The sequence below is a fragment of the Gordonia sihwensis NBRC 108236 genome, from assembly GCF_000333035.1.
Taxonomy (GTDB): Bacteria; Actinomycetota; Actinomycetes; order Mycobacteriales; family Mycobacteriaceae; genus Gordonia; species Gordonia sihwensis.
In genome coordinates this window covers 75,217-98,780 of sequence record NZ_BANU01000006.1, presented here as the reverse complement: position 1 = coordinate 98,780, position 23,564 = coordinate 75,217, and the positions used below count along the sequence as shown (strand labels likewise).

Below are 23,564 nucleotides of genomic sequence, written 5' to 3'. Positions count from 1 at the left end.
GCTCATCCGCGCAGGCGTCTGCGCAGCACCTTGCCGGTGGCCGTCTTCGGCAGGGCAGGGAGCACGGTGATGCTGCGGGGACGTTTGTACGCCGCGAGCTGAGCCGCCGCGAACTCCTCGATGTCGGTGACGGTGGCGGTGGCCCCGGATTCGAAGGCGATGAAGGCGCTGACCACTTCGCCTCGTGTGTCATCGGGCACTCCGACGACGGCGGCCTCGGCGATCGCCGGATGGCGGTAGAGCACCTCCTCCACCTCGCGCGGCCAGACCTTGTAGCCGGCGGTGGTGATCATGTCCTTACGCCGGTCGATCAGGAACACCCACCCGTCCGTATCGCGGAAGCCGATGTCGCCGGTCCGCAGCGCGCCGTCGCCCGGGCCGCCGACGATCGAACCGTCCTGCCAGTACCCGGGGCTCACCTGCGGTCCGGCGATCTCCACCTCGCCGATGACACCTGGGCCGACCGGCTCTCCGGAGTCGTCGAGGATTCGGCAGCGCGTGGCCGCGACCGGCATCCCGATCGACAGTGCGCCGGACTCGCGGTCGATCGGCCCGAGCCGCCCCACGGGCGTCGCTATCGCGGGCGAGGTGGTCTCGGTGAGCCCGTAGACGATGCTGAGCTCGGTGCCCGTGCGTTCGGCCACCCGTGCGGCGGTGTCCGCCGACACCGGCGCACCGCCGGTCGCGAGCCATTTCACGGACCGGAAGTCGTCGGGACCGTCGGCTTCCTCGGCGAGCGCGACGATCGCACTGATGACGCCGATCACGAATGCCGGCCGATGCTCGCGCAGCGCGCGCACCAGCACCGGCGGATCGAACCGGTGCGCGAGGATCAGCGGCGCCCCCACACGCAGCGCGAGCGCCACGTGGCCGACGATTCCGGTGACGTGGAACAGCGGAGTGATCCCGAGGATCTCGTCATCGGAGCCGATCGTCGTCCACCGGCGGAACAGCTCTGCGCCCGCGGTGAGGTTGCCGTGGGTCACCACAGCGGCCTTCGGCACTCCGGTGGTGCCCGACGTGTACAGCAGCAGAGCGGGGTCGTCGCGGCCCGGATCGGCGCCGCGCACCGGGCCGGACCACGGCAGCGCGGGCAGCGATCCCGGCGCCGGGTCGGTCTTCGCCGCCCAGTCGCCGATCGAGGTCAGCACCACCGTCCGCACATCGGTGTCGCCGTCGGCGATCACCGATTGCGCACCCGCGGCGTACAACTCGTCGAGGCACACGAGCGCCCGCGCACCGGTGTCGACCAACGCGAACGCCGTCTCCCGCCGGGTGTTCATCGGGTTGAGCGGTACCGCGATCCCGCCGGCCTTCCACGCGGCGACGAGGGCGATGACGAATGCGGGGCTGTTCTGCGTGAGGATGGCCAGCCGGTCGCCCGAGGAGAATCCCTGTCCGATCAAGTGGTGCGCGAGCGCATCCGAATGCCTGTCGACGTCGCGCATCGTGAGCACGCCGTCGAAGTAGCGGATCAGCGGACGGCCGGAGCCGGCGGCGACCGCTTCGTGGAACATCGTGAGCCCGGATGTCGGCCTCGGCAGGTCGGATCCGTCGTCGATCATCAGTTCGCGCCCTCATTCGTCGCTGGTTGCCCGCACCCGCGATTGTAAGCGGCGGCAACCGGGACAAGGTCGCTTTCGCGGCCCGGTCGCGCCCCGGAACCGTTGCGGCCTATTACCGTTGACCCCATGCCCGATCCATGCGCCCGCGCGCAGCTGATGATCCGGCCGGCTCGCGAGCTCGCCGGGATCTCGATGCGAGAGCTCGCCCGTCGCGTGGGAGTCAGCGTCGGGACGATGAGCGGGATCGAGACCGGCAAGACCGCGGCCTCACCGGAACGGCTCGCGGCCATCGCCGCCGAACTCGACACGACGATCACCGCGCTCACCGAGCTCCAGTCACCACAGCCGGCCGACGCGGCCAAGGAGTTCGACTGGCGCGACTATCCCGACCGCGAGATCGACCCCGCCCTCGCCGCGGCCATCGGTTGCTTCGTGGAGACCGGATATCACGGCGCGACCATGAGGACCGTCGCGGCCGCGGCCGGACTCAGCGCAGCCGGCGTGTATCACCACTATCCGAGCAAGCAGTCGTTGCTCACCGCCGTCTTCGACCTCGCGTACACCGAGCTCGCGGCACACGTCGAGGCCGCCGCGGACGTCGACGACCGGGTGCTCGCACTCGGCAACGTCTGCGAGGCGGTCGCGCTGTTCGCCGCGGTTCGGCGCGACGTGATGCGGATCGTCGTGACCGACCGTGCCAACCTCGACCCCGCGGACCGGCCGCGAATAGAGGCGGTGTCGGGGCGGCTGCTCGAGGTGGTCCGCGCGCAGTTGCCCGACGGCGACGACGAGGACTCCGCGGCGACCGCGCGCGCCGTCCTCGACCTCTGCACCGGCGTCTGCCGGCTGGAGCGCATCGACGATCCCGCCGACATCGCGGTCCGCTACCGCCGTTTCGGTCTCCGTCTCGCGGGACTCGACGGCGTCGGGTCCCGGCCGGGCTGAGCCGGTCGGGACCCGACCGCCGACAGGCGCGGGGCGACGCCGTTCAGGCGCGCGCGGCCGCCTGGTCGCGCAGCGTGCGGCGCAACACCTTGCCGGTCGCGGTCTTCGGCAGTTCGTCGAGGATCTCCACCGATCTCGGGTACTTGTAGGCCGCCATCTGCGACTTGCAGAACTCGACGATCTCCTCGCCGGTGGCGGCCTTGCCCGGTTGAAGGGAGACGAAGGCCTTCACCGTCTCCCCCCGGTACTCGTCGGGCACGCCGACCACCGCTGCCTCGGCGACGGCCGGATGACCGTACAAGACGTCTTCCACTTCACGGGGCCACACCTTGTAACCGGATGCGTTGATCATGTCCTTCTTGCGATCGACCAGGTAGAACCAGCCGTCGGAGTCCATGAAGCCGACGTCGCCGGTGCGCAGTTCACCGCCGGGAATCGACTCGGCGGTGGCGTCCGGACGGTTCCAGTATCCCGGCACCACCTGGGGCCCCGAGGTCGCGAACTCGCCGATCGCACCCACCGGCAGGTCTTCACCGTCGTCGTCGACGACCCGGACCACGGTGTTGAACACCGGCACCCCGACCGACAGGGCCCCGGACTCGCCGTCCACCGGCGCCCGCACTCCGAAGGGCACCGCATGCGACGGTGAGTTGGTCTCCGTGAGGCCGTAGATGTTGTGGATGTACGCACCGAACACCGATTCGAGACGATCGGCCACCGCGGGCGCGATCGGCGCGCCGCCCGAGTACAGGGCCCGCAGCGAGTCGAAGTCACCCGGCCGCGCGCCGCCGGAGTCGGCGAGGGCGATGTAGGCGGTGATCGCACCGACGGTGAACGTCGGACGGTGTTCGCGCACGGCGTCCACCATCACCGCGGGCGCGAACCGGTGCGTGAGGACCAGCGGAATCCGGAGCAGCGGAGCGAGCATCACGTGGCCCACGAGACCGGTGATGTGGAACAGCGGCGCGACGCCGAGCACCACGTCCTCACCGGTGAGCCCGATCCAGTCCCGGTAGGTCTGCGCATTGAACGCCAGGTTGCCGTGAGTATTCAACGCACCCTTGGGTTTTCCAGTGGTACCGGACGTGTAGGTCAAGACCGCCAGATCGTCCGCAGACGGCGCCGTCGGCGTCACGGGAGTGCCGTCGTGCTCGGCGATGATCGCCGACAGGGCACGGGTGCCGACCGGCACGTCGGCGCTCTGGTCGCCGAGCACCCGGTCGTCGTCGCGCGACTGACCGTCGAGCGCCGACACCGAGATCACCGTGCGGACGGCGGTCGTGCCGCCCGCGATGACCTCCGCGGCCACCTCGTCGTACAGAGTGTTCAGCGTCAGCAGCGCCGTCGCCCCCGAATCCTCGAGGAGGTAGGCGAGTTCTCGCTGTCGATTCATCGGGTTGACGGCCACGGCGGATCCGCCGGCCTTCCACGCCGCGAGGAGTCCGATCACGAACGCCGGGTTGTTCTGCACGTAGACCGCCAAGCGATCCCCGGCCGTGAAGCCGTCGGCGCGCAGTGCACCGGCGAGCGCGTCCGCGGCCGCGTCGAGTTCGCCGTAGGTCAGCACTCCGTCGAAGTACTTGATCGCCGGAGCGTCAGGAGCGTGGGCGGCGGCGCTCATGAAGATCTGGAGTGCGGACGCGTTCTCCGCGGTGATGTCCGTCGGCGTACCGGCCCGATACCGCGCGAGCCAGGGACGGTCGGTGTACGCGCTCACTTGATCGCCACCGGGTTCACCGGGGCACCGGTGGCGCGGTGGATCTTGAGCGGGGCCGCGACGTAGAACGACGTGTAACGACCGTCCGCCGCGGAGTCCTCGGCGAGTCGCTCCAAGTCGCAGATCTCGGTGAACGCGATACCGAGATTGCGCATCAGCGCGTTGTGCAGCACCAGCGCGACTCCGCTGTCGGGGTCGAAGGTCACCTCGTTGGCGATGGTGTCGGTGACCAGGTTCGGGATCTCCATCTCCTGGAACCACTCGACGAGCTCCGGCGAGTACACCAGTCCCGACTCGCAGAAGTCCTCGTAGAAGGCGTCTCCCTTCTCGAAGAACAACTGCAGGTGGTTGGTCCGGATCATGAGGATGTCGCGCTCGGCGATCGGCGTGCCCTGCGCTTCGGCGCAGGCGATCAGATCCTCGTGCGTGAACGTCTCCCCCGGGTCGAGATAGTCCTTCCCGCGGAATCGGGCCATGTCTAGCAGATTCGCCCGCCCCGCGACACCGCGCTGGGCGATCGGCTCCACGCTCGCCTTGTCGAGGCCACCGATGGTGGTGCGGGCGTCGAAGCCGTTCCAGATCTTGCCGTCGTACCAGACGTGGCCGAGCGCGTCGTATTGCGTGGACCCCTGCAGGAATGCGTTCAGCTTGTCGTCGGCGTAGTGCAATCCGCCCGGGAACGCCGGCCCGTCGCCGCCCTCGTCCCAGTGCGACTCGTCCAAGATCATCTCGCGGGTGGCCGGACTGCGGCCCGGCCACACCGGATCGCCGGCGGGGTCTCCGATGAGCCGCTGCAGCGTGAACAGTTCGCCCTTCCGGATCTCCGACGCCCCCGCGAGAACCTGGTCCGGGGTCAGGTAGTTCAACGATCCGACCTCGTCGTCGGGGCCCCACTTGCCCCAGTTGGACGGTGCGTCGGCCAGCAGATCGGTAAGGTCGGGAGCATCGGTCATGGGAGTCACACCTTCCAGAATTGAACACTCACTACCGAGCGTTCGGTTTGTTCAGGTGTGACTACAATCACCCCTCTTCTTCCAGATGTCAAGGCTTCGCCGCGGAATCGCGTGAAAGCCGACGTCAGCGATCCCGTCGCGACGGAGCGAACGGTGTGATGAACTCCGGGGCCCCACCGGTTCGGCGCAGCAGCGGCGAGCCGAAGAACGGCGCCACCAGCCGGCAGGGCACCACGCGCACGTCGCGGCCCTCGAGAGCGTTGACGACCATCGCCGCGGCGCGCGGCGAGCCGCAGATGCCCAGGTGGTCGGAGAAGTCCTTGCCGCACCCGTCCTGCAGGACGATGTTGGTGACGTCGTGACCGGGTCCGCCCTCCACCTGCCCCGAGGTGTACGGGCGCACCAGTTCGTCGTGAACCGTGGAGATGTTGGTGTACGCGGTCCCGCGCACGTACGGACTGCCGCCGGAGTTCAGGCGGCGCAGGAACGTCGACCCCTGCATCATCTGCGGCAAGGCATGACATGGGATCACCGCGCTCGGATCGATCCCCAGCCGGCGCTCGAGTTGCGCGGCCACAGGGCGTGCGCGGGCGAAAGTCGAGGTCCCCTGCCACAAGGGGGCGAGGGAGACGTATCGTCGGATCCGGTCCTCCCCGCCCAGGAACTTGGCCCAGTACGCCGGGACGAGCGTGCCCTGCGAATGCCCCACCACGTCGATGCGGTCGGTTCCCGTCGATGCCATCACCTTCTCGGCGAATCGGCCGAACTCGGCGGCGCTGTCCTCGATCCGGCGCATGCCGCCGAGCGCGGAGATGGGCCACCTGGCGCCCTCCGTGGCTCCGTAGGTGAGCGTGAACACCGAGAATCCCGCACCCACCAGGAGCGGAACGTACGTGCCCCAGTTGGTCTGCGCAACGCCCGCCGTGCCGTGCACGAGGATCACCGGAACCGGATGCTCCGGATCACACGGAACGTCCCACCGATTCGCGCCCGGCAGCGATCCGCCGGGATGCGCCAGTTCGGGACCGATTCCGGAGAAGAAGTCGTAGACCACCCGGTTGGACGCGCGCTGCCGTTCGCTGCCGACCTCCACGAGCAGGTCGAGAGGCAGAGCCTGCGCGAGCGTCTGCACCGCACGCAACGCCGGCGCGGCCGCCTTCTGGCCGGCGCGGATACCCGCGGTGATCGCATCGGCGACCGGTCGGCCCCACGCTCGGTGCAGAATGCTCACGTCTCGCAGCACGCCTCTCGTCCGGCCGCGACTCCGTGGGCCGGGTCGATCAGCTCTCGAATACCTCCACCACGACGGCCTTCGCTCGCCGCGTCACCCGCATGTAGTGCTCCAGGAACTCCTGCGCCTCGTCCTGCGGCCATCCCGCAGCGTACGCGACCGATCGCAGAGCGCGCCCCGGCCCCGGCAGTTGATCGACCGGCTTGCCGCGCACCAGCACGAGCGCGTTGCGCGCCTTGGTCGCGGTCAGCCAGGCGTCCGCCAGCATGTCCACCTGGTCCTCGGTGAGCAGCTCCAGCTCCCGGATCGCCTCGAGTGTCTCGAGCGTGGACGTGTTGTGCAGTTGCGGGTACTTGTGCGCGTAGCGCAACTGCATCAACTGCACCGTCCACTCGACGTCGGCGAGCCCGCCGCGGCCGAGTTTGGTGTGAGTGGCCGGATCGGCGCCGCGCGGCAGTCGTTCGGAGTCGACGCGGGCCTTGATGCGCCGGATCTCCCGAACAGCCTCCGCGGACACCCCGCCCTCGGGGTACCGCGTCACGTCGATCATGTGGAGGAAGCGCAGCCCCAGGTCGGAATCGCCGGCCACCGAGTGGGCGCGCAACAGCGCCTGCACCTCCCACGGCTGGGCCCATTGGCGGTAGTAGGCCTCGTACGATCCGAGGGTCCGGACGATGGGCCCGTTCTTCCCCTCGGGCCGCAGACCGACGTCCACCTCGAGCGGCGGATCGGCGCTCGGCGTCCCCAGCAGACTGCGGACCTGGTCGGCCACCGTCTGCGCCCAGCGCAGCGCCTCCGATTCGTCGACGCCGTCGGCCGGCTCGCACACGAACAGCACGTCGGCGTCCGACCCGTAGCCGAGTTCGCCACCGCCGAGCCTGCCCATCCCGATGACGGCGATCCGGGCCGGCGCCCGCGCCCCGCGGTCCAGCGTCGACGCGATCACCTTGTCGAGCGCCGCGCCGAGCACCGCCGCCCAGACGGTCGACAGCGCCCGGCACACCTCCTGCACCGACATCAGCCCGAGCAGATCGGCCGAGGCGATCCGCGCGAGTTCGGCGCGTCGATGCGACCGCGCCACGGCGATCGCCCGGTCGAGGTCGGTGGCCCGCATGGTGGAGGCGACCAGACCTTTCACCACGTCGGCCGAATCGACCTCGGTGAGCTTGGGTCCGGTCGCCCCCGTCGAATACAGCTGGATCACGTCGGGCGAGCGCATCAGGAGGTCGGCGATGTACTCGCTGGTGCCGAGAACGTGCATCAGCCGTTCGGCGACCACCGCGTCGTCGCGCAGCAGGCGCAGGAACCAGTCGACGCCCACCACCTCGTCGCACAGCCTGCGGTAGTTCAGCAGGCCGGCATCGGGATCGGGGGTGTCGCTGATGTGCTCGAGCAGACTCGGCAGGATCAGCATCTGGATCTGGCCGCTGCGCCCCGGCTCCGATCCGAGCACCCGGATGTGCGCGAGCGCGCGATCGGGGAACGCCCAGCCCAGCACGGCGAGCTGACGCTTGGCCGACTCGTCCGACAGCCGCAGCGCCCCCTTGTCGAGTCGGGCGACCGACTCCAGCAGCGGACGGTAGAAGAGCTTCTCATGCAGCTGCCGGACCCGGGTCCGCTGTTTGCGCAGCTCGCGGCCGAGGACCTGGGTCGCGTCCTTGTCGCCCTCGGGCCGCACGTGCGCCGCCCGCGCCAACCACCGCATGGCCGCGGTGTCGTCGGGATCGGGCAGCAGATGAGTGCGCTGCAGCCGCTGCAGTTGCAGGCGATGCTCCAGCATCCGCAGGAACTGGTACGACGCCGAGAAGTTCGCGCCGTCGTCACGCCCGATGTACCCGCCGTCGGTGAGCGCGGCGAGAGCGTCGACGGTCGACTGGACGTGCAATTCCGGATCCACGCGGCCGTGAACCATCTGGAGCAGCTGCACCGCGAACTCCACATCGCGCAGTCCGCCGCGCCCGAGCTTGAGATTGCGAGCCTTCTCCTCCGGCGGCACCAGTGCCTCGACCCGGCGGCGCATCGCCTGCACCTCCGGTACGAAGTCGTCTCGTTCGGACGCGTCCCAGACCATCGGCGAAGTGGCCTCGATGTAGGCGGCGCCGAGCTTCATCGATCCCGTCATCGGGCGGGCCTTCAGCAACGCCTGGAACTCCCAGGTCTTGGCCCACCGACGGTAGTACGCCACATGCGATTCCAGCGTCCGCGTGAGGGCGCCGCGCTTTCCCTCCGGCCGCAGTCCCGCATCGACGTCGAAGAACGCCGACGAGCCGATGCGCATCATCTCCCCCGCGATGCGCGCCGACACCGAGTCCGCCGGCTCGGCGACGAAGACCACGTCTACATCGCTGACGTAGTTCAGTTCGCGCGCCCCGCATTTGCCCATCGCGATCACCGCGAGATCGATCTCGAGGGGATCCTCGTCGAGCACCGTCGCGATCGCCACCGCCAGGGCCGCGGTCAGTGCGGCGTCGGCGAGATCGGACAGGCGTGCCCCCACCTCGGGCAGATACAGGACGGGCTCGTCTTCGACCGTCGCCGCCAGATCGTGTGCCGCCAGGACGAGTAACTGGTCCCGGTAGGCGCAGCGCAGCGCGGCTACCGCGTCCGGACCGGTGACCCCGGCGCGGTACAGGAGATCTCCGCGTTCGTCCGCGCCCGGCTCGGGGGTCGCGGCCACCGCGCTCAGCAGCGACTCGCGGACCGCGATCTCGTCCGGCAGCTCGTCGTCGAGAAGCAGCCGCCACGTGCCGGGCTCGGCGACCACGTGGTCGCCCAGCGCGTCCGACCCGCCGAGCACGGAGAGCAGACGCCCCCGGAAATGCTTGTTACGGGCCATCAGCCGGCTGATCTCCGGCCAGGCGTCGGGGTCGGCGTCGCGGAGCCGGATCAGCGCGGCGAGGGCCAGATCGGCGTCGGCCGCCCGCGAGAGCGACCACAACAGGTCGATGTGCTCCGGTTCGGTCCAGCCGAGTGAGGCCAGACGCGCGCGCGCCTCGGGCTGCAGCAGACCGAGGCGGCCGGGGCTGGGGACGGTGGAACGGCCACGGGAAACAGTCACACGTGCCTCCCTTACAGCGGCAGGTAGTTCTCGAGCTCGTACGGCGTCACCCGGCCGCGGTACGCGTTCCACTCCGCGCGCTTGTTGCGCAGAAAGTAGTCGAAGACATGCTCACCCAGCGTCTCGGCCACCAGTTCCGACTTCTCCATCTCGACGAGCGCATCGGCGAGTGAGCCAGGGAGCTCGCGGTAGCCCATCGCGCGACGTTCGGCCTCGGTGAGCGCCCAGACGTTGTCCTCGGCCTCGTCCGGCAGCTCGTACTCGTTCTCGATCCCCTTCATGCCCGCGGCCAGGAGCACCGCGAACGTCAGGTACGGATTGCACGCGGAGTCGGGTGTCCGGATCTCCACGCGGCGCGACGACGCCTTGTTCGGCGTGTAGAGCGGCAGCCGGATCATCGCCGAGCGGTTGGCGCCGCCCCATGTGGCGGCGGTGGGGGCCTCGTCGCCGTAGATGAGGCGCTTGTAGCTGTTCACCCACTGGTTGGTGACGGCGCTGATCTCACCGGAATGCTTCAGAATCCCCGCGATGAACTGCTTGCCGACCGTCGACAGCTGCATCGGGTCGTCGGGATTGTGGAAGGCGTTGGTGTCGCCCTCGAACAGACTCATATGCGTGTGCATCGCCGAGCCCGGGTACTCGCTGAAGGGCTTGGGCATGAAGGTGGCGCGGACCCCGTCGCTGAAGGCCACCTGCTTCACCAGGTAGCGGAAGGTCATGACGTTGTCGGCCATCGACAGCGCATCGGCGTAACGCAGGTCGATCTCCTGCTGCCCCGGCGCGCCCTCGTGATGCGAGAACTCCACCGAGATGCCCATCGCCTCCAGCGCGTCGATCGCGTGGCGGCGGAAGTTCGGCGCCAGGGCATGGAACGCCTGATCGAAGTAGCCGCCGCGGTCGGCCGGAATCGGCGGCGTGCCGTCGATCGGCTTGTCCTTCAACAGGAAGAACTCGATCTCCGGATGGACGTAGCAGGTGAACCCCTGATCGGCCGCACGGTTGAGCTGCCTGCGCAGCACGTTGCGAGGGTCGGCCCAGGACGGCGAACCGTCGGGCATCGTGATGTCGCAGAAGATGCGCGCCGAGTACAGGTCGCCCTCGTCGCGCCACGGCAGGATCTGGAAGGTCGACGGGTCGGGCTTGGCCACCATGTCGGCTTCGGACACGCGAGAGAAGCCTTCGATCGCCGACCCGTCGAAACCGATGCCCTCGGCGAACGCGCCTTCCAGTTCGGCCGGCGCGATCGCCACCGATTTCAGATAGCCGAGGATGTCGGTGAACCACAGTCGGACGAAGCGGATGTCCCGCTCTTCGAGGGTGCGCAGCACGAATTCCTGTTGGCGGTCCATACCCGAACCTTAGAGGGCCGCGGTTACGCGCGTGTTACACACGCGCGGACCCGCGCCCGCGCGCCAGGGCTTGTCACGACGGGCCCGCCGTGTGACCAATCCCACCGAACCGCGGGTTCTCCCCTCCTCGGCCCGGTGGAACAATCGAGGGCGTCCACACCAACCCGGGTACCCGCACGAGCGGGACTCGAGGCAGAAATGAGGCAGATCATGTCGGATGCACCCGTCTACGGCTCCACTCCGGACACCGGCACGCAGGCACCTCGCCGCGCGACCCGCGTCCACCATCTCGCGCAGTGGAAGGCCGAGGGGCACAAGTGGCCCATGCTGACCGTGTACGACTACTCCACCGCCCGCATCTTCGACGAGGCCGAGATCCCGGTCCTGCTCGTCGGCGACTCGGCCGCCAACGTCGTCTACGGCTACGACACCACCATCCCGATCTCGATCGACGAGTTGATTCCGCTGGTCCGCGCGGTCGTCCGCGGAGCACCGCACGCCCTCGTCGTCGCAGACCTGCCGTTCGGCACCTACGAGGCCGGTCCCCAGCAGGCGCTCGAGACCGCCGTGCGCTTCTTCAAGGAGGGCGGCGCGCACGCGGTCAAGCTCGAGGGAGGCGAGCGCGTCGCACCGCAGATCGCGGCGCTCACGGCTGCGGGCATCCCGGTCATGGGCCATGTCGGGTTCACCCCGCAGAGCGTCAACGGACTCGGCGGATTCCGCGTTCAGGGGCGCGGCGACGCCGCCGATCAGTTGGTCGCCGACGCCATCGCGGTGCAGGAGGCGGGCGCGTTCTCGGTCGTCATGGAGATGGTCCCGGCCGACGTCGCCGGGCAGATCACCCGCAAGCTGACCATCCCGACCGTCGGTATCGGCGCGGGCAATGAGACCGACGCCCAGGTGCTGGTCTGGCAGGACATGGCCGGATACACGCACGGCAAGACCGCCAAGTTCGTGAAGCGCTACGCCGCGGTCGGCGACCAGCTCCGCGAGGCCGCCCGCACCTACGCCGCCGAGGTCGCCACCGCCGCCTTCCCCGGCCCGGAGCACTCGTACTGATCCGAGCCGCGGTCACATCAGCCAGCGCCGATCACCGGTCTCGCACGGGCATGAGCGCCGTCGGCGCGTGACTTAGGCTGAGGGTATGCGCACCCTGTACCCACCGATCGAGGCCTACGAATCCGGACATCTGAACGTCGGTGACGGACAAGAGATCTATTGGGAGACTTCGGGTGACCCCGAAGGCAAGCCCGTCGTCTTCGTCCACGGCGGGCCGGGCGGAGGAACGGCGCCCAGACAGCGCCGGTTCTTCGATCCGGCCCGCTACCGGATCGTCCTGTTCGATCAGCGCGGCTGCGGACAGTCGCGGCCGCACATCGCCGACGGCGGCGACCTCTCGGTCAACACCACCGACCATCTGATCGCCGACATGGAGGCGCTGCGCGTCCATCTGGGTATCGACGCCTGGCAGGTCTTCGGAGGCTCGTGGGGATCGACCCTCGGCCTGGCCTACGCCCAGGCCCATCCCGAGCGCGTCACCGAACTGGTGCTGCGCGGGATCTTCCTGCTGCGCCGCAGCGAGATCGACTGGTACTACAACGGCGGCGCGGCGAACATCTTCCCCGATCTCTGGGAGACCTACCTCGATCCGATCCCGGAGGATCAGCGCGGCGGCGATCTGGTGGAGGCGTACCACCGGATTCTCACCGGCGCCGACCGCGAACGGGCACAGCGGGCCGCGACTGCATGGAGCACGTGGGAGAACAAGACGAGTTATCTTCTGCCACAAGATAACTCGGATCAGACTGATCGATTCGACCTGGCCTTCGCCACCATCGAGAACCACTACTTCATGAACCGCGGATTCCTCGCGGATGGACAACTGCTGGCGAACATCGACCGCATCGCGCACATCCCGGCGGTCATCGTCCAGGGCCGTTACGATGTGGTCTGCCCGATGCGCAGCGCCTGGGATCTGCACCGCGCCTGGCCCGCCGCGCAGTTGGAGATCGTCGACGACGCCGGTCACGCATCGTTCGAGCCGGGCATCGTCCACCATCTCGTCGAGGCAACCGACAGTTTCTCCCGCAGCAGGAGCGTATGACATGAGCCCCTCCGATTCGATCGAGATCGAGCTGAAGTTCGACGTCGACGCCGGACTCCCCGCCCCCGACCTCACCGGTCTCGTCGACGGCGGCACCGTCGGCGAGCCCACCACCTACCTGCTCGAGGCGACCTACTTCGACACCGCCGACACCGCGCTCGCCAGGAACCGGATCACCCTGCGTCGCCGGACCGGCGGCACCGATGCGGGCTGGCATCTGAAGCGACCGTCGTCCGTGCCCGGCGGACGCAAGGAGACCGCGGTCGGCTTCGACGAGGCCGGCGACGCCCAGGTGCCAGCGCACCTGCGCGAGCAGGTGCTGACCATCGTCCGGTCGGCGCCGCTGGTGCCGGTCGCGACGATCACCACCGACCGGACCGTCACACGCGTCCTCGACGCCGACGGCCGCTCGCTCGCCGAGTTCTGCGAGGATCTGGTCTCGGCCGAGTCCCTGCTGCCCGGCGGCTCCGTACACCGCTGGGCCGAGTGGGAGTTCGAGCTCACCGGCGGCGATGCGAAACTGCTCAAGCGGGCCAAGGGCGTCCTCCGCTCAGCGGGCGCGCGTGAGGCGTCGAGCGTCTCCAAACTGGCGCGGGCCATCGGCAGCCGGCCGCACGACGACCTCGTCCGGGCACTCCCGAAGAAAGCGACTGCGCTCGGCCTGGTGCAGTACGACCTCGCGGCACACCGCGACGCCCTCGTCGCCTGGGACCCGATCGCGCGGGAGAACGGCGAAGACGCGGTCCATCAGATGCGAGTGGCGGCACGAAAGATCCGGTCGATTCTCGCGTCGTACCCGGGCGTCATCGCACCCGAGGCCGCGGCACCGGTGGCCGAGGAATTGCGCCTGCTCGGCGAAGTTCTCGGCGACGCACGCGATCGCGAGGTCCGTCTCGCCGCCAACGCCCAGTTGCTGCACCGCGAGCAGGCGCCCGACGATCTGGTCCGGGCACTGATCGACGACGAGCGGCTCCACCACGAGCGCGCACTCAAGTCGATGCGTTTCGCACTCACGACGCTCCGCTATCTCCGACTGCTCGACGATCTCGACGCGTTGATCGAGGCGCCCATCCCGGGCCCCGCGGCCGCCCGGGACGCCCGCGACGTGGCCGCCGACGCCATCGGCCGCGCCTACTCACGGATGGTCTCGGCCGAGAAGCGGCTCAAGAAGTACAGCCCCTGGTCCGCGGAGTGGGTGGAGCAGTTGCACACGATCCGCAAGCGCGCCAAGGCGGTCCGGTACACCGCCGAGTCGGCCGATCCGCTCGGCAAGCGCGCCTTCCACCGGGCCGGCAAGGAGGCCAAGCGCGTGCAGAACCACCTCGGCGTCTTTCACGACACGGTGGTCAATCGGCGGCACCTGGCCGGGGTCGCGGCGAATCCGGATCTGAGCCGCGAAGCCCTGTTCGTCCTGGGCCGGCTCGACGCGCACGAGGAAGCCCGGGGACGTCGCGCGGTGAAGAAGTACCGCCGCACGAGGTGATCGCGCGGACTCACACCGCGCGGAAGGACACCTCCGGCACCGCCGGATCGGCCGTGACCACCTCCACCGTGCAGGGAGTCCCCGCCGCGGGTGCGTTCTCGCAGCGGGCGACGATCGCCGGGGATTCGATGAAGATCTCCGGCGGCCGCCGGCCGTCGGCTCCGCGCATCACGACGGCGTCGAACCGACGGCCGACCTGGTCGGACAGCACGACTGCCTCGGTGAGGTCGATACTCTTGCGCTCGGCGGTCGCGGCCACCGAGTCCGAGCCGCTCATGGTCTTCGGCAGTTCCGGCAGCACTTCGCGCACCCACGTCGGCACCTCCGCCCCCGCCGTGACGGCCAGCGCGACCTCGGTGGCGTATCGGTCGCCCAGACGACGCAGGGGTGCGGTCACGTGTGCGTAGAGTCCGCCGACCCCGGCGTGCTCGCGGCGCTCCGCGGGCAGTGCCGAGGACTCACCGGCGAGGGACAGGTAGCCGGCGCCGCGCATCAGTCGCGCCCCGACCGTCATCAGCGCGAGGGTGGTCGGCGCATCGGGTTCGAGCGTCGCGAGGAACTCTCCCGGAGAGAGTCCGTCGCGCCACTCGATCCCGAGGTGTGCGGCAGCCCGGCGCAGATCCTCCACCGCCTCCGTCGAGGCCGGCGGCAGGGTTCTGAGCAGACCGATCCCCGCGTCATTCTGGATCCGGCCCGCACACATCCCGATCAACAGCGACACCTGCGCATTCCATTGGTCGGCCGGCGTGCGCGGCGCCATCCGCAGCGTCCATGCTCGTCCGGGTTCGGTGTGGGGCACGATCTCCTGGTCGGGGAGGTCGAGTTGCACCGCACCGCGGGCGAGCGACCATGCCAGGCGCGTGCGGCCGAAGTCCGGCAGCGCCGCGATCGCCGGATGGAGCCGGTCTGCGGACAGGTCGGCCATCACCCCGGCGTAATCGAGGCGAGCCCGGGACCGGACGAGTGCCCGCGAGACCTCGACGCCCCGGCACTGGCCGTCGACCGCCACATCGGCCGTCCACAGAACGGCCGGTCGTCGTTGATCCGGCAAGAGCGAGCCGGCCCCCTCCGAGAGCGCCCGCGGATGCAGCGGAACGCTCCCGTCGGGGAAGTAGACGGTCTGTCCCCGCCGCCGGGTCTCCAGATCGAGGGCGCTGCCGGGCTCCACCAGTGCCGCGACGTCGGCGATCGCATAGTGGACCAGGAAGCCTCCGTCGTCGGCCCGGATCACCCGCAGCGCCTGATCGAGGTCCATCGATCCCGGTGGGTCGATCGTCACCAGCTCGAGGTCGGTGCGATCGACGCGCGCGTCCGCGAAGCGGTCCACGGCCGCGGCCGCCTGCTGCTGAGCCTCCGCGGAGAACTCGCCTGCGATCCCCATGTCACGGCGCAACTGAGCGAAATCGATTGCCGGCGCCCGCATTCTCCGCTGCATATCTGAACAGCATAGGAGCCGTGGCGGGCGGACGCCGGGCCCGCCTCGGGTCAGCCGGCCGGTGTCACGGTCACCTTGCCGCCGACGAACTTGATCGTGCCGTTGTCGTAAGTCTGTTCGAGACCGCCCTCGATCTTCGTCTCATCGCTGGTCGGGTAGCCCAAGCGGCCGTTCTCGTGGTTCAGCCGGCCCCACTCGTCGCCGATCTCGCCGTGCACGGCGTAGACCGCGCCGGTGGCCGGATTCTGGTACAGCGAGCCGTGTTCGAAGGTGATGAACGAACCGCCGGACTTGAGCTTCACGACGGGACCGAGCGGCTTGCCCAGGTAGCCGTCGGGTCCGCCGCGTTCGCCGTACGACTTCGCGATCGCCTCGTCGCCGATGGTGATCTGCTGACCGCCGACGGTGGTCAGCTCGGTGTCGGTGGTGATCGTCGTGGGTTTGGACGCCCCCGAATCCATCCCGTTCGGCTCCATCGCATCGGACGACGCGGTCGCACCGCTCGCGTTCGACATCGGGCTCGACATCGCCGCCGACGTGTTCGACGCCGAGTCGTCGTCGGACGAGCACGCGGTACCCAGCAGCCCGATGGCCCCGACGGCCACGACGACGGCGGCCACTTTCCTGGAATCGACATTCATGAACAGTCCCCTGCCTCGTTCGGTGCGTGTTGCCGCCCGCCGTCCTCCGCGGCGGTGCGTGGGCGAGATGCTATGTCGCGCCGTCCGCTTGCGCGGTGTTCGATGGCCGGATCACCGCGTATGAGTGATACGCGAGCCGGAATCGTGATGTGCGCTCGACCGAACCGTGAGAAAAGTGCGGTGCCCGCACCGCGCAGGCGGGCGAAGGAGAGAGCGAACGAGCCGGCGTGTAAGCCGGATCCTGTACCGGCCCGAGAGCCGGTGGCGACCATCCATCTGGACACACCGTCGCCGGGTGCCTCGAGCGGCCAACCCGCGAGCTCGGACGAGCAGTCCTCGGTCACTCGCGCACTCGCACACGCCGGCCGGCGGTGCGAGCTTCGGCCTTGCTCCGGGTGGGGTTTACCGAGCCGACACGGTCACCCGCATCGCTGGTGCGCTCTTACCGCACCGTTTCACCCTTACCCGCACGCCATGCGTGCGGGCGGTCTGTTCTCTGTGGCACTGTCCCGCGGGTCACCCCGGGTTGCCGTTAGCAACCACCCTGCTTCTGTGGAGTCCGGACTTTCCTCGACTCGGGCCTGCACGATCGCTCGTGCGGTTCCCTCGCCGCGGCCGCCCGGCCGACTCGTTCGCGAGATTCAGGATAGCCCGGCGGGCGGTCGGACACCGAATGCCGCGGGCTACTGCAGGTGTGCGGTGTCGTTCACGAGCCGGACCACCGATCCGCCATCGGGGAAGAACTCGACCACGGAGATCGACGCGAGGTCCAGATGCAGCCGGAAGAGCAGTTCCGGTCCCACCGTCAGCGCCTGTCGCAGCATCGATTTGATCGGCGTCACGTGTGAGACGGCGAGCACGGTCCGGCCGGGGAATCGGGCGACGATGTCCTCGCGGGTCGCGGCGATCCGCTCCTGCACCTGGGCGAAGCTCTCTCCGCCGGGCGGGGCGACGTCGGCGTCGGCGAGCCACCGGCCGTGCACCTCGGGGTCGCGGCGGGCGGCTTCGCCGAAGGTGAGTCCCTCCCACGCACCGAAATCCGTCTCGATCAGCCCGTCGCACACTTCCACCTCGGCGCCCAGCCGTTCCGCGGCGGCGGTCGCGGTATCCATCGCCCGCACCAGCGGAGAGGACAGCACCGCGTCGATTCGACCGAGGCCTCCCCCGCCGATCCGCTCGCCTGCCGCGGAGGCCTGTGCGCGGCCGAGGGCGGTCAGTTCGGGATTGCCGCGGCCGGAGTACCGACGGTCCACCGAGAGCGCCGTCTGGCCGTGCCGGAGCAGGACGATCCGGGTCGGCTCCTCCATCTGTCCCTGCCAGTTCGGCGACTTCCGCGGTCCGGTCCGGCGGTCGGCGGTCACTGAGCCGATCCGGGTCGCGGCAGACCCGACTGCTCGGTCCGCACCATGATCGCCCCGCACTCCTCGCAGCGCACCACCTCGTCCTCGTCGGCGGCGGCGATTCTCGACAGCGTCCGCGGATCGAGTTCCATCCGGCACGCGCCGCATCGACGCTGGCGCAGCAGTCCGGCGCCGACCTTGCCCTGCGACCGCAGCCTCTCATAGACCGCCAGCAGCGACTCGTCGACGCCCTCCACCACGGCCGTCCGTTTGACGGCGAGGTCGTCGATGCGTTCGTCGACCGCGACGCCCGCGGCGTCGCGCCGTGCGATCAGGTCGAGTTCGCGTTCGGTGGCGTGCAACAGCGCGGCCTCGGTGCGCTCGGCTTCCGCCGTCGTCGCCTCCTGCTGCTCCATGATCTCGAGGAGTTCGGTCTCCAGGTTCTCCGACCTGCGCTGCAGACCGGTCACCTCGTGCTGGAGTTCGGCAAGTGCCTTGTGGTTGAGCGCACCCGACTCGATCTGCGCCTGGTCGCGCCGCAGGTGCTCCGTCGTGCCCGACAGTTCCGCGTCGATGCGCTCGTATTCGCTCTGCAGATCGTCGACCGCCACCTGAGCACGGGCGCGGTCCTCACGGATCTTCTCCATCTCCTCGGTGAGTCGGGCCAGCTCCGCGACCTCCGGGAGGCTGCGGCGTTCGTGGCGAGCCTTCGCGAGATCGGCATCGATCTCGGCCAGGTCGAGCAGTCGGCGCTGCTGAGCGTTCGGGACCTTCACTGCTGCTCCTTGGGGCCGGCGATCACCGTGAAGGGATCGGTCGGGTCTTGGAATACGGTCGTCCGGCAACCGATCTCGGTCAGGATATCGGCGACGCTCTCGCACCACGGGAACTCGGTGGCCCAATGGCCGGCGTCGACCAGGGCCGGCGATCGGTCGCGTAGCGATTCGTCGACCACGTGGTGGCGCAGATCGCCGGTCAGGTAGACGTCGGCGCCGGCCGCGCTCGCCGCACCGATGAGCGAGTCACCGGCACCACCGCACACCGCGACGGTCTCCACCGTCGCAGCCGGATCACCCGCCCCGCGGACCGGCCACGCCGCGGCGGGCAGGACGCGTCCGGCGTGGGCGACGAACTGGCCGAAGGTCATCGGCTCGGGCAGTCGTCCCACCCGGCCCAGACCCACGTCACCGTCCGTGACGGCCTGCTCGAACACGTCGAAGGCCGGTTCCTCGTACGGGTGCGCCTCGCGCAGCGCACCGAGGACCAACCGGCGCAGATGCCGCGGCGCGACCATCTCGAGCCGTTCCTCATCCACCCGGGTCAGGGCTCCGACGGCCCCCACAGCGGGCGAGGCACCGTCCACCGGCAGGAATTGTCCGGTACCGACCACACTCCATTGGCAATTGCGGTACTCGCCCAGAGCGCCCGCCCCGGCGTTGAACATCGCCTCACTCACCTGATCCGCGCTGCCCTCGGGGACCATCACCACCCATTTGTCCAATGCCGGCGCGGGCTCGGGAGCCAGCGGCACGGTGTCGAGGAGACCGAGCGTCTCCGCGAGCGCATCCGACACGCCCCGGCGTGCCTTGTCCGCGTTGGTGTGCGCGGCGTACAGCGCGCATCCGCCCCGGATGAGGCGATGCACGATGCGGCCCTTGGGAGTGTCGGCGGCCACCGACGTGACGCCCCGCATCAGCAGTGGGTGGTGGGCCACGATGAGCGTCGCACCGGCTTCGAGCGCGGCGTCGACCACGGCGTCGGTGACGTCGACGCAGACCAGCACGCTGTCCGCGGGTTCGGCCGGGTCGCCGCAGACCAAGCCGACGGCGTCCCAGCTCTCGGCGAGCCGGGGCGGGTACACGCGCTCCAGCTCCGCGATCACCTCGTCCAGTCGCGGGCTCGGCAGACGGGGACTCATGTGGCCTCACTCTCTCGGCTCTGTCGGGTGAAGGGCGGTGCGTTCTCCGCCATCACATCTTGCAACGCGCCGACGAGCACGTCGGTGAGTTCCGGGCTCCGGACCGCGATGCGCAGATGGTCCGGTCCGAGCCCGACGAAGTTGGCGCAGCTGCGAACGCCGATCCCGCGGTGACGCAGGCGTTCCTTCACCTGCAGCGCGTTCGGCACCCGGATCAGCACATAGGATGCCGCCGCGTCCGCCGCGGGCGGCCACCCGCACTCGGCGAGCCGGGTGCTCAGATACGCGCGATGCGCTGCCACCGCCTCGCTCTGGGCCCGCGCGTACGCCTGCCCTTCGTCGCCGGCGCACACCGCGAGCGCGACGAGCGCGAGCGTGCCCAGCGGCCAGTGCCTGCGGCCCGTCGAGAGCCGCGCGATGATCGCAGGCGAGGCCAGCAGGTAGCCGGCGCGCAGCCCCGCGAGCGCGAACGTCTTCGTGATCGACCGGACGACGATCAGATCGTCGGAGCGCTCTCCTGCCAGCGACTGCGGTTCGTGGGCGCCGGTGACCGGGTCGAGGGTGAGATCGGCGAAGGCCTCGTCGATCACCACGGTCCGGCCCGGCCGCCGGAGCGAGTCGATGTGCGCGCGCGTGTGCAGCACGGACGTCGGATTGGTCGGGTTGCCGACCACCACCATGTCTGCGTCGTCGGGAACGTGGACGTCCGCCAGCGACCAGGGGTCGGTCAGGATCACCTGACTGATGCGCGCACCGGCGGCACGCAGCACGCGCTCGGGCTCGGTGAACGACGGCTGGACCAGCGCGACGTGTTTCGGTGCGAGCTTGGCGAGCAGTTCGAACCCTTCGGCCGCACCACCCAGCAACAGCACCTCCGACCGATCGCGGCCGTGCAGGCGCGCCACCGCGCTGGTGGCCGCGGTCAGGTCCGCCGCACTCGGATATCGGCCCAGATCGGCGATCCGATCGCGCAACGCCGAGACGAGGAATTCCGGCGGGCCCGGCCGCACGTTCACGGCGAAGTCGATCACACCCGGAGCGGTGTCCTCGTCGCCGTGCCGATCGGGATCGAAGAACTCGGCCGATCCGGACGGCGTCTGCTCAACGACGGACGTCGTCTGCGAGTTGCCCGGTTTCATGACCTCTGACACTACGTGCACGGTCGACGGCACGGGCCCGGGCCCCGCGCCCGGCACGTCGAAGGACTGCCGCGGCCACACGCCCGGCCTCGTCCGAGGGCGTCGGTCACGTGTGCGACGTACTACAGTCGAATGTGACAACGCCCCGAGTCGGGACGGTCGGCGTGAGGATCGGTTCCCCGGACAGGTCACGGCCGCGATGGCTGCCGCCGGGCACGCAGCCGTGATGGGAAGAACAACAAACGACTGGACTGCGACGCGGTTCACCAAATCGTGTGAGGAACTCGGTGTCTGACAACTCGCCCCGCACACTGCACGTGTGCTTCGTCTGTTCCGGCAACATCTGCCGCTCGCCCATGGCGGAGTCGATCTTCACCTCGGCGATCGAGGAGGCCGGCCTGGCCGACCGCGTCCGGGTGAGCAGCGCCGGAACCGGCGGCTGGCACATCGGCGAGCCCGCCGACAACCGCGCGCGGACCGAACTGCTCGCCCACGGCTACTCCGATCAGCACGTCGCCGCCCAGCTGACGCCCGATCACCTGTCGGCCGACCTGCTGGTCGCCGCCGACAGCGGTCACGTCGCCGAGTTGGAACGCAAGCGACTCGGGGATCGGGTCCGGCTCCTGCGCAGTTTCGATCCCGACGCCGACGGCGCTGATGTCCCCGATCCGTTCTATGGCAGTCCGGCGGATTTCACCTTGGTTCGCGAGCAGGTCGAGGCCGCCGTTCCCGGGCTGCTGGCGTGGGTGCACGCGACCCTGGCCGACGACGACTGACCGAGCCGATTCCAGCAGCCAGTAACCTGGAGTCGTGCGTGTGCTCAAGACCTTCCTGCGACCGGGCTGGCTGCTCCTGGCCGTCTTCGTGGTCACATTCGCGGCCGCCTGTTTCACGGTTCTCGCGCCGTGGCAGCTGGGCAAGAACTCCGACACCGAGCACCGCAACGACCTGATCCGTACGGCCGAGTCCACCGCTCCGGTCCCGATCGACGAACTCGCCCCGGCCGGCCGGCCGCTGAATCCGGATTCCGAGTGGCGCGAGGTCGAGGTCACCGGCCGGTACCTGGACGACGAACAGACCCTCATCCGCCTCCGCAGTGCCGACGAGCGTCCCTCCGTGGAGGTCGTGACCCCCTTCCAGGTGGCCGGCGGTGATCGCGTTCTGTTCATCGACCGCGGCTACGTGCGGCCCGGCGACAACAACCGCGTCGACGTCGCGCCCGCACCGACCGGCGAGGTGACCGTCACCGCGCGCCTGCGCAAGACCGAGTCGACGAGCCCGGGCAAAGAACCCCGCGTCGAGAACGGGCAGCGCACCGCATACACCATCGACACCCGCCTCTTGGGGCAGTCCACCGGCCTGAACAGCGAGAATCTCTATCTTCAGCTGTCTCCGAACCAGCCCGGCTCGCTCGGCGAGATCGCTCTGCCGCAACTCGAGTCGGGCCCGTACCTCTCGTACGGACTGCAGTGGCTGGCCTTCGGTGTCATGGCCCCGTTGGGCGCCGCGTACTTCATCTACTCCGAGGTGAAGGCGCGTCGCGCCGCGAAGAAGACCGGCGACGACACCGCCGCTCCGCCGCCCCCGCCGCGCAAAGACCGCGAGCGCATCCGCAGCCAGCTGCGCGAAGCGGGAACCTTCACCGGCAACGACATGACGGCCAAGAAAACCGCCGAGATCGGTGGCGGCGCGGCGCCCGCCGACACCGACGACGAGGTGAAGGCCAAGCTCGCGCAGCGCTACCGCAGCTGACGTCCGACAGCCAGACGCACCGCCACGGCGACGACGGCCGAGAGCCGTTGAATCCGGCGCGACAGCACGACCGCCGCGCGCAGATCGGATGCGAGCGGCGCCCGGCCGTCGCCCAGCCGCGGTCGGTCCTCCACCCCGTGCGGGTACACCGTGCGACCGCCGAGTTCAATGCCGAGGGCCGCCGCGAACGCGGTTTCCACCACCCCGGCGTTCGGGCTGGGGTGTGCTCCGGCGTCTCTGCGCACCGCACGCCACACGGTCACGGGCCGGCCGCTCACCAGCGCCGCGGCCACCGCCGTCATCCGAGCCGGCGCGAGATTCGCGGCGTCGTCGATCCGCGCCGCCGCCCACCCGAAGTTCCGGTACCGGTCCGAGCGGTAGCCGATCATCGCGTCCAGGGTGTTGACCGCCCGATAGCCGAGCAGCCCGGGCGCGCCGGCGACCGCGCCCCACAGCAGCGGTGCGATCGCGGCGTCGGAGGTGTTCTCCGCGATGGATTCGACGGCGGCGCGGCAGATCCCGGACTCGTCGAGCAGATCGGGGTCCCGTCCCACCAGTCCCGATACCAGCCGGCGCGCCCGGTCGACGTCACCGGATTCGAGGGCTCCGGCGATATCGTCGCCGATCCGGCACAACGACGTGCCGCCGAGCGCGGTGAAGGTCGCCGCCGCGGTGCCCGCCGGGCCCGTCCGCCGCGCCAGGGCGCCGACCGCGACCGCGACTGCGATCCATCCTCCGGCGAAGACCGCGCCGGCCGGTCTGGCGTCGGCGTACACCCGTCGCTCCAGCCGGGCCACGGCGCTGCCGAACAGCGCCACCGGGTGTCCTCGCCGCGGGTCGCCGAAGGCCGCATCCGCGACCGCTCCGATCGCCAGTCCCGCCGCCTCCGCCCGGTTCCTGCGCATCCGGTGATCGTATCGGCGACTAGAATCGG

The 23,564-nt window shown here is 69.7% G+C and carries 19 protein-coding genes and 1 other RNA gene; 6 read left to right on the top strand and 14 right to left on the bottom strand.

What is annotated here, in order from left to right; genetic code table 11:
• Positions 1 to 2: 2 nt before the first annotated feature.
• Entirely contained in the window at positions 3 to 1,565 is a 1,563-nt protein-coding gene (locus GSI01S_RS04485; RefSeq protein WP_006895249.1) for an AMP-binding protein, read from the bottom strand.
• 126 nt (positions 1,566 to 1,691) lie between these two features.
• On the opposite strand from GSI01S_RS04485, the gene GSI01S_RS04480 reads away from it, so the two are divergent.
• Positions 1,692 to 2,510, top strand: coding sequence for a TetR family transcriptional regulator (locus GSI01S_RS04480; protein WP_006895248.1), 819 nt, complete (start codon positions 1,692 to 1,694; stop codon positions 2,508 to 2,510).
• A gap of 43 nt (positions 2,511 to 2,553) precedes the next feature.
• Here GSI01S_RS04480 and GSI01S_RS04475 read toward each other — a convergent pair whose 3' ends face one another.
• From GSI01S_RS04475 to glnA, 5 genes are all read right to left on the bottom strand, one after another.
• A complete protein-coding gene (locus tag GSI01S_RS04475; RefSeq protein ID WP_006895247.1) occupies positions 2,554 to 4,227 on the bottom strand; it encodes an AMP-binding protein in 1,674 nt (557 codons plus the stop codon).
• Complete coding sequence (locus tag GSI01S_RS04470; RefSeq protein WP_006895246.1) at positions 4,224 to 5,180, bottom strand: cyclase family protein; 957 nt, start codon at positions 5,178 to 5,180, stop codon at positions 4,224 to 4,226. The genes GSI01S_RS04475 and GSI01S_RS04470 overlap by 4 nt, the downstream gene beginning before the upstream one ends.
• Positions 5,181 to 5,304: 124 nt before the next feature.
• Positions 5,305 to 6,411: an esterase/lipase family protein gene (locus GSI01S_RS04465; RefSeq protein WP_244874918.1), complete on the bottom strand. Its 1,107-nt coding sequence runs from the start codon at positions 6,409 to 6,411 to the stop codon at positions 5,305 to 5,307.
• Between the two features lie 49 nt (positions 6,412 to 6,460).
• The gene (locus tag GSI01S_RS04460; protein ID WP_006895244.1) at positions 6,461 to 9,469 is read right to left on the bottom strand and encodes a bifunctional [glutamine synthetase] adenylyltransferase/[glutamine synthetase]-adenylyl-L-tyrosine phosphorylase; all 3,009 of its coding nucleotides are present in this window, start codon (positions 9,467 to 9,469) and stop codon (positions 6,461 to 6,463) included.
• An 11-nt stretch (positions 9,470 to 9,480) separates the two neighbouring features.
• Positions 9,481 to 10,818, bottom strand: coding sequence for a type I glutamate--ammonia ligase (gene glnA / locus GSI01S_RS04455; protein ID WP_006895243.1), 1,338 nt, complete (start codon positions 10,816 to 10,818; stop codon positions 9,481 to 9,483).
• Between the two features lie 210 nt (positions 10,819 to 11,028).
• Here glnA and panB point away from each other — a divergent pair, with 210 nt between their 5' ends.
• The 3 genes from panB to GSI01S_RS04440 all read left to right on the top strand — a co-directional run bounded on the left by panB (position 11,029) and on the right by GSI01S_RS04440 (position 14,405).
• Positions 11,029 to 11,877, top strand: a complete 849-nt coding sequence (panB, locus tag GSI01S_RS04450; protein WP_006895242.1) for a 3-methyl-2-oxobutanoate hydroxymethyltransferase — start codon at positions 11,029 to 11,031, stop codon at positions 11,875 to 11,877.
• 85 nt (positions 11,878 to 11,962) lie between these two features.
• The gene (pip, locus tag GSI01S_RS04445) at positions 11,963 to 12,922 is read left to right on the top strand and encodes a prolyl aminopeptidase (RefSeq protein ID WP_006895241.1); all 960 of its coding nucleotides are present in this window, start codon (positions 11,963 to 11,965) and stop codon (positions 12,920 to 12,922) included.
• A gap of 1 nt (position 12,923) precedes the next feature.
• Positions 12,924 to 14,405, top strand: coding sequence for a CYTH and CHAD domain-containing protein (locus tag GSI01S_RS04440; RefSeq protein ID WP_006895240.1), 1,482 nt, complete (start codon positions 12,924 to 12,926; stop codon positions 14,403 to 14,405).
• A 10-nt stretch (positions 14,406 to 14,415) separates the two neighbouring features.
• On the opposite strand, the gene GSI01S_RS04435 is transcribed toward GSI01S_RS04440, so the two are convergent.
• From GSI01S_RS04435 to cobC, 7 genes are all read right to left on the bottom strand, one after another.
• Positions 14,416 to 15,840: an RNB domain-containing ribonuclease gene (locus GSI01S_RS04435; RefSeq protein ID WP_039866933.1), complete on the bottom strand. Its 1,425-nt coding sequence runs from the start codon at positions 15,838 to 15,840 to the stop codon at positions 14,416 to 14,418.
• Between the two features lie 50 nt (positions 15,841 to 15,890).
• Positions 15,891 to 16,481, bottom strand: coding sequence for an LGFP repeat-containing protein (locus GSI01S_RS04430; RefSeq protein ID WP_006895238.1), 591 nt, complete (start codon positions 16,479 to 16,481; stop codon positions 15,891 to 15,893).
• Positions 16,482 to 16,695: 214 nt separating this feature from the next.
• An RNA gene (rnpB, locus tag GSI01S_RS19460) (RNase P RNA component class A) lies at positions 16,696 to 17,112 on the bottom strand.
• A 52-nt stretch (positions 17,113 to 17,164) separates the two neighbouring features.
• On the bottom strand, positions 17,165 to 17,788 hold the full coding sequence (locus GSI01S_RS04425) for a histidine phosphatase family protein (protein ID WP_045538702.1): 624 nt from the start codon (positions 17,786 to 17,788) through the stop codon (positions 17,165 to 17,167).
• Between the two features lie 50 nt (positions 17,789 to 17,838).
• Positions 17,839 to 18,597, bottom strand: a complete 759-nt coding sequence (locus tag GSI01S_RS04420) for a zinc ribbon domain-containing protein (RefSeq protein WP_006895235.1) — start codon at positions 18,595 to 18,597, stop codon at positions 17,839 to 17,841.
• Complete coding sequence (locus GSI01S_RS04415; protein WP_006895234.1) at positions 18,594 to 19,739, bottom strand: Nif3-like dinuclear metal center hexameric protein; 1,146 nt, start codon at positions 19,737 to 19,739, stop codon at positions 18,594 to 18,596. The genes GSI01S_RS04420 and GSI01S_RS04415 overlap by 4 nt, the downstream gene beginning before the upstream one ends.
• A complete protein-coding gene (cobC, locus tag GSI01S_RS04410) occupies positions 19,736 to 20,878 on the bottom strand; it encodes an Rv2231c family histidinol phosphate aminotransferase CobC (RefSeq protein WP_081598072.1) in 1,143 nt (380 codons plus the stop codon). Before cobC ends, GSI01S_RS04415 begins: the two co-directional genes overlap by 4 nt.
• Positions 20,879 to 21,165: 287 nt before the next feature.
• Here cobC and GSI01S_RS04405 point away from each other — a divergent pair, with 287 nt between their 5' ends.
• Both GSI01S_RS04405 and GSI01S_RS04400 read left to right on the top strand, forming a co-directional pair.
• Positions 21,166 to 21,654, top strand: coding sequence for a low molecular weight protein-tyrosine-phosphatase (locus tag GSI01S_RS04405; protein WP_006895231.1), 489 nt, complete (start codon positions 21,166 to 21,168; stop codon positions 21,652 to 21,654).
• A gap of 34 nt (positions 21,655 to 21,688) precedes the next feature.
• Entirely contained in the window at positions 21,689 to 22,630 is a 942-nt protein-coding gene (locus GSI01S_RS04400; RefSeq protein WP_006895230.1) for an SURF1 family cytochrome oxidase biogenesis protein, read from the top strand.
• Here GSI01S_RS04400 and GSI01S_RS04395 read toward each other — a convergent pair.
• A complete protein-coding gene (locus GSI01S_RS04395; protein WP_006895229.1) occupies positions 22,618 to 23,535 on the bottom strand; it encodes a cobalamin biosynthesis protein in 918 nt (305 codons plus the stop codon). The two genes, GSI01S_RS04400 and GSI01S_RS04395, sit on opposite strands and share 13 nt — an antisense overlap.
• Between the last annotated feature and the right edge of the window lie 29 nt (positions 23,536 to 23,564).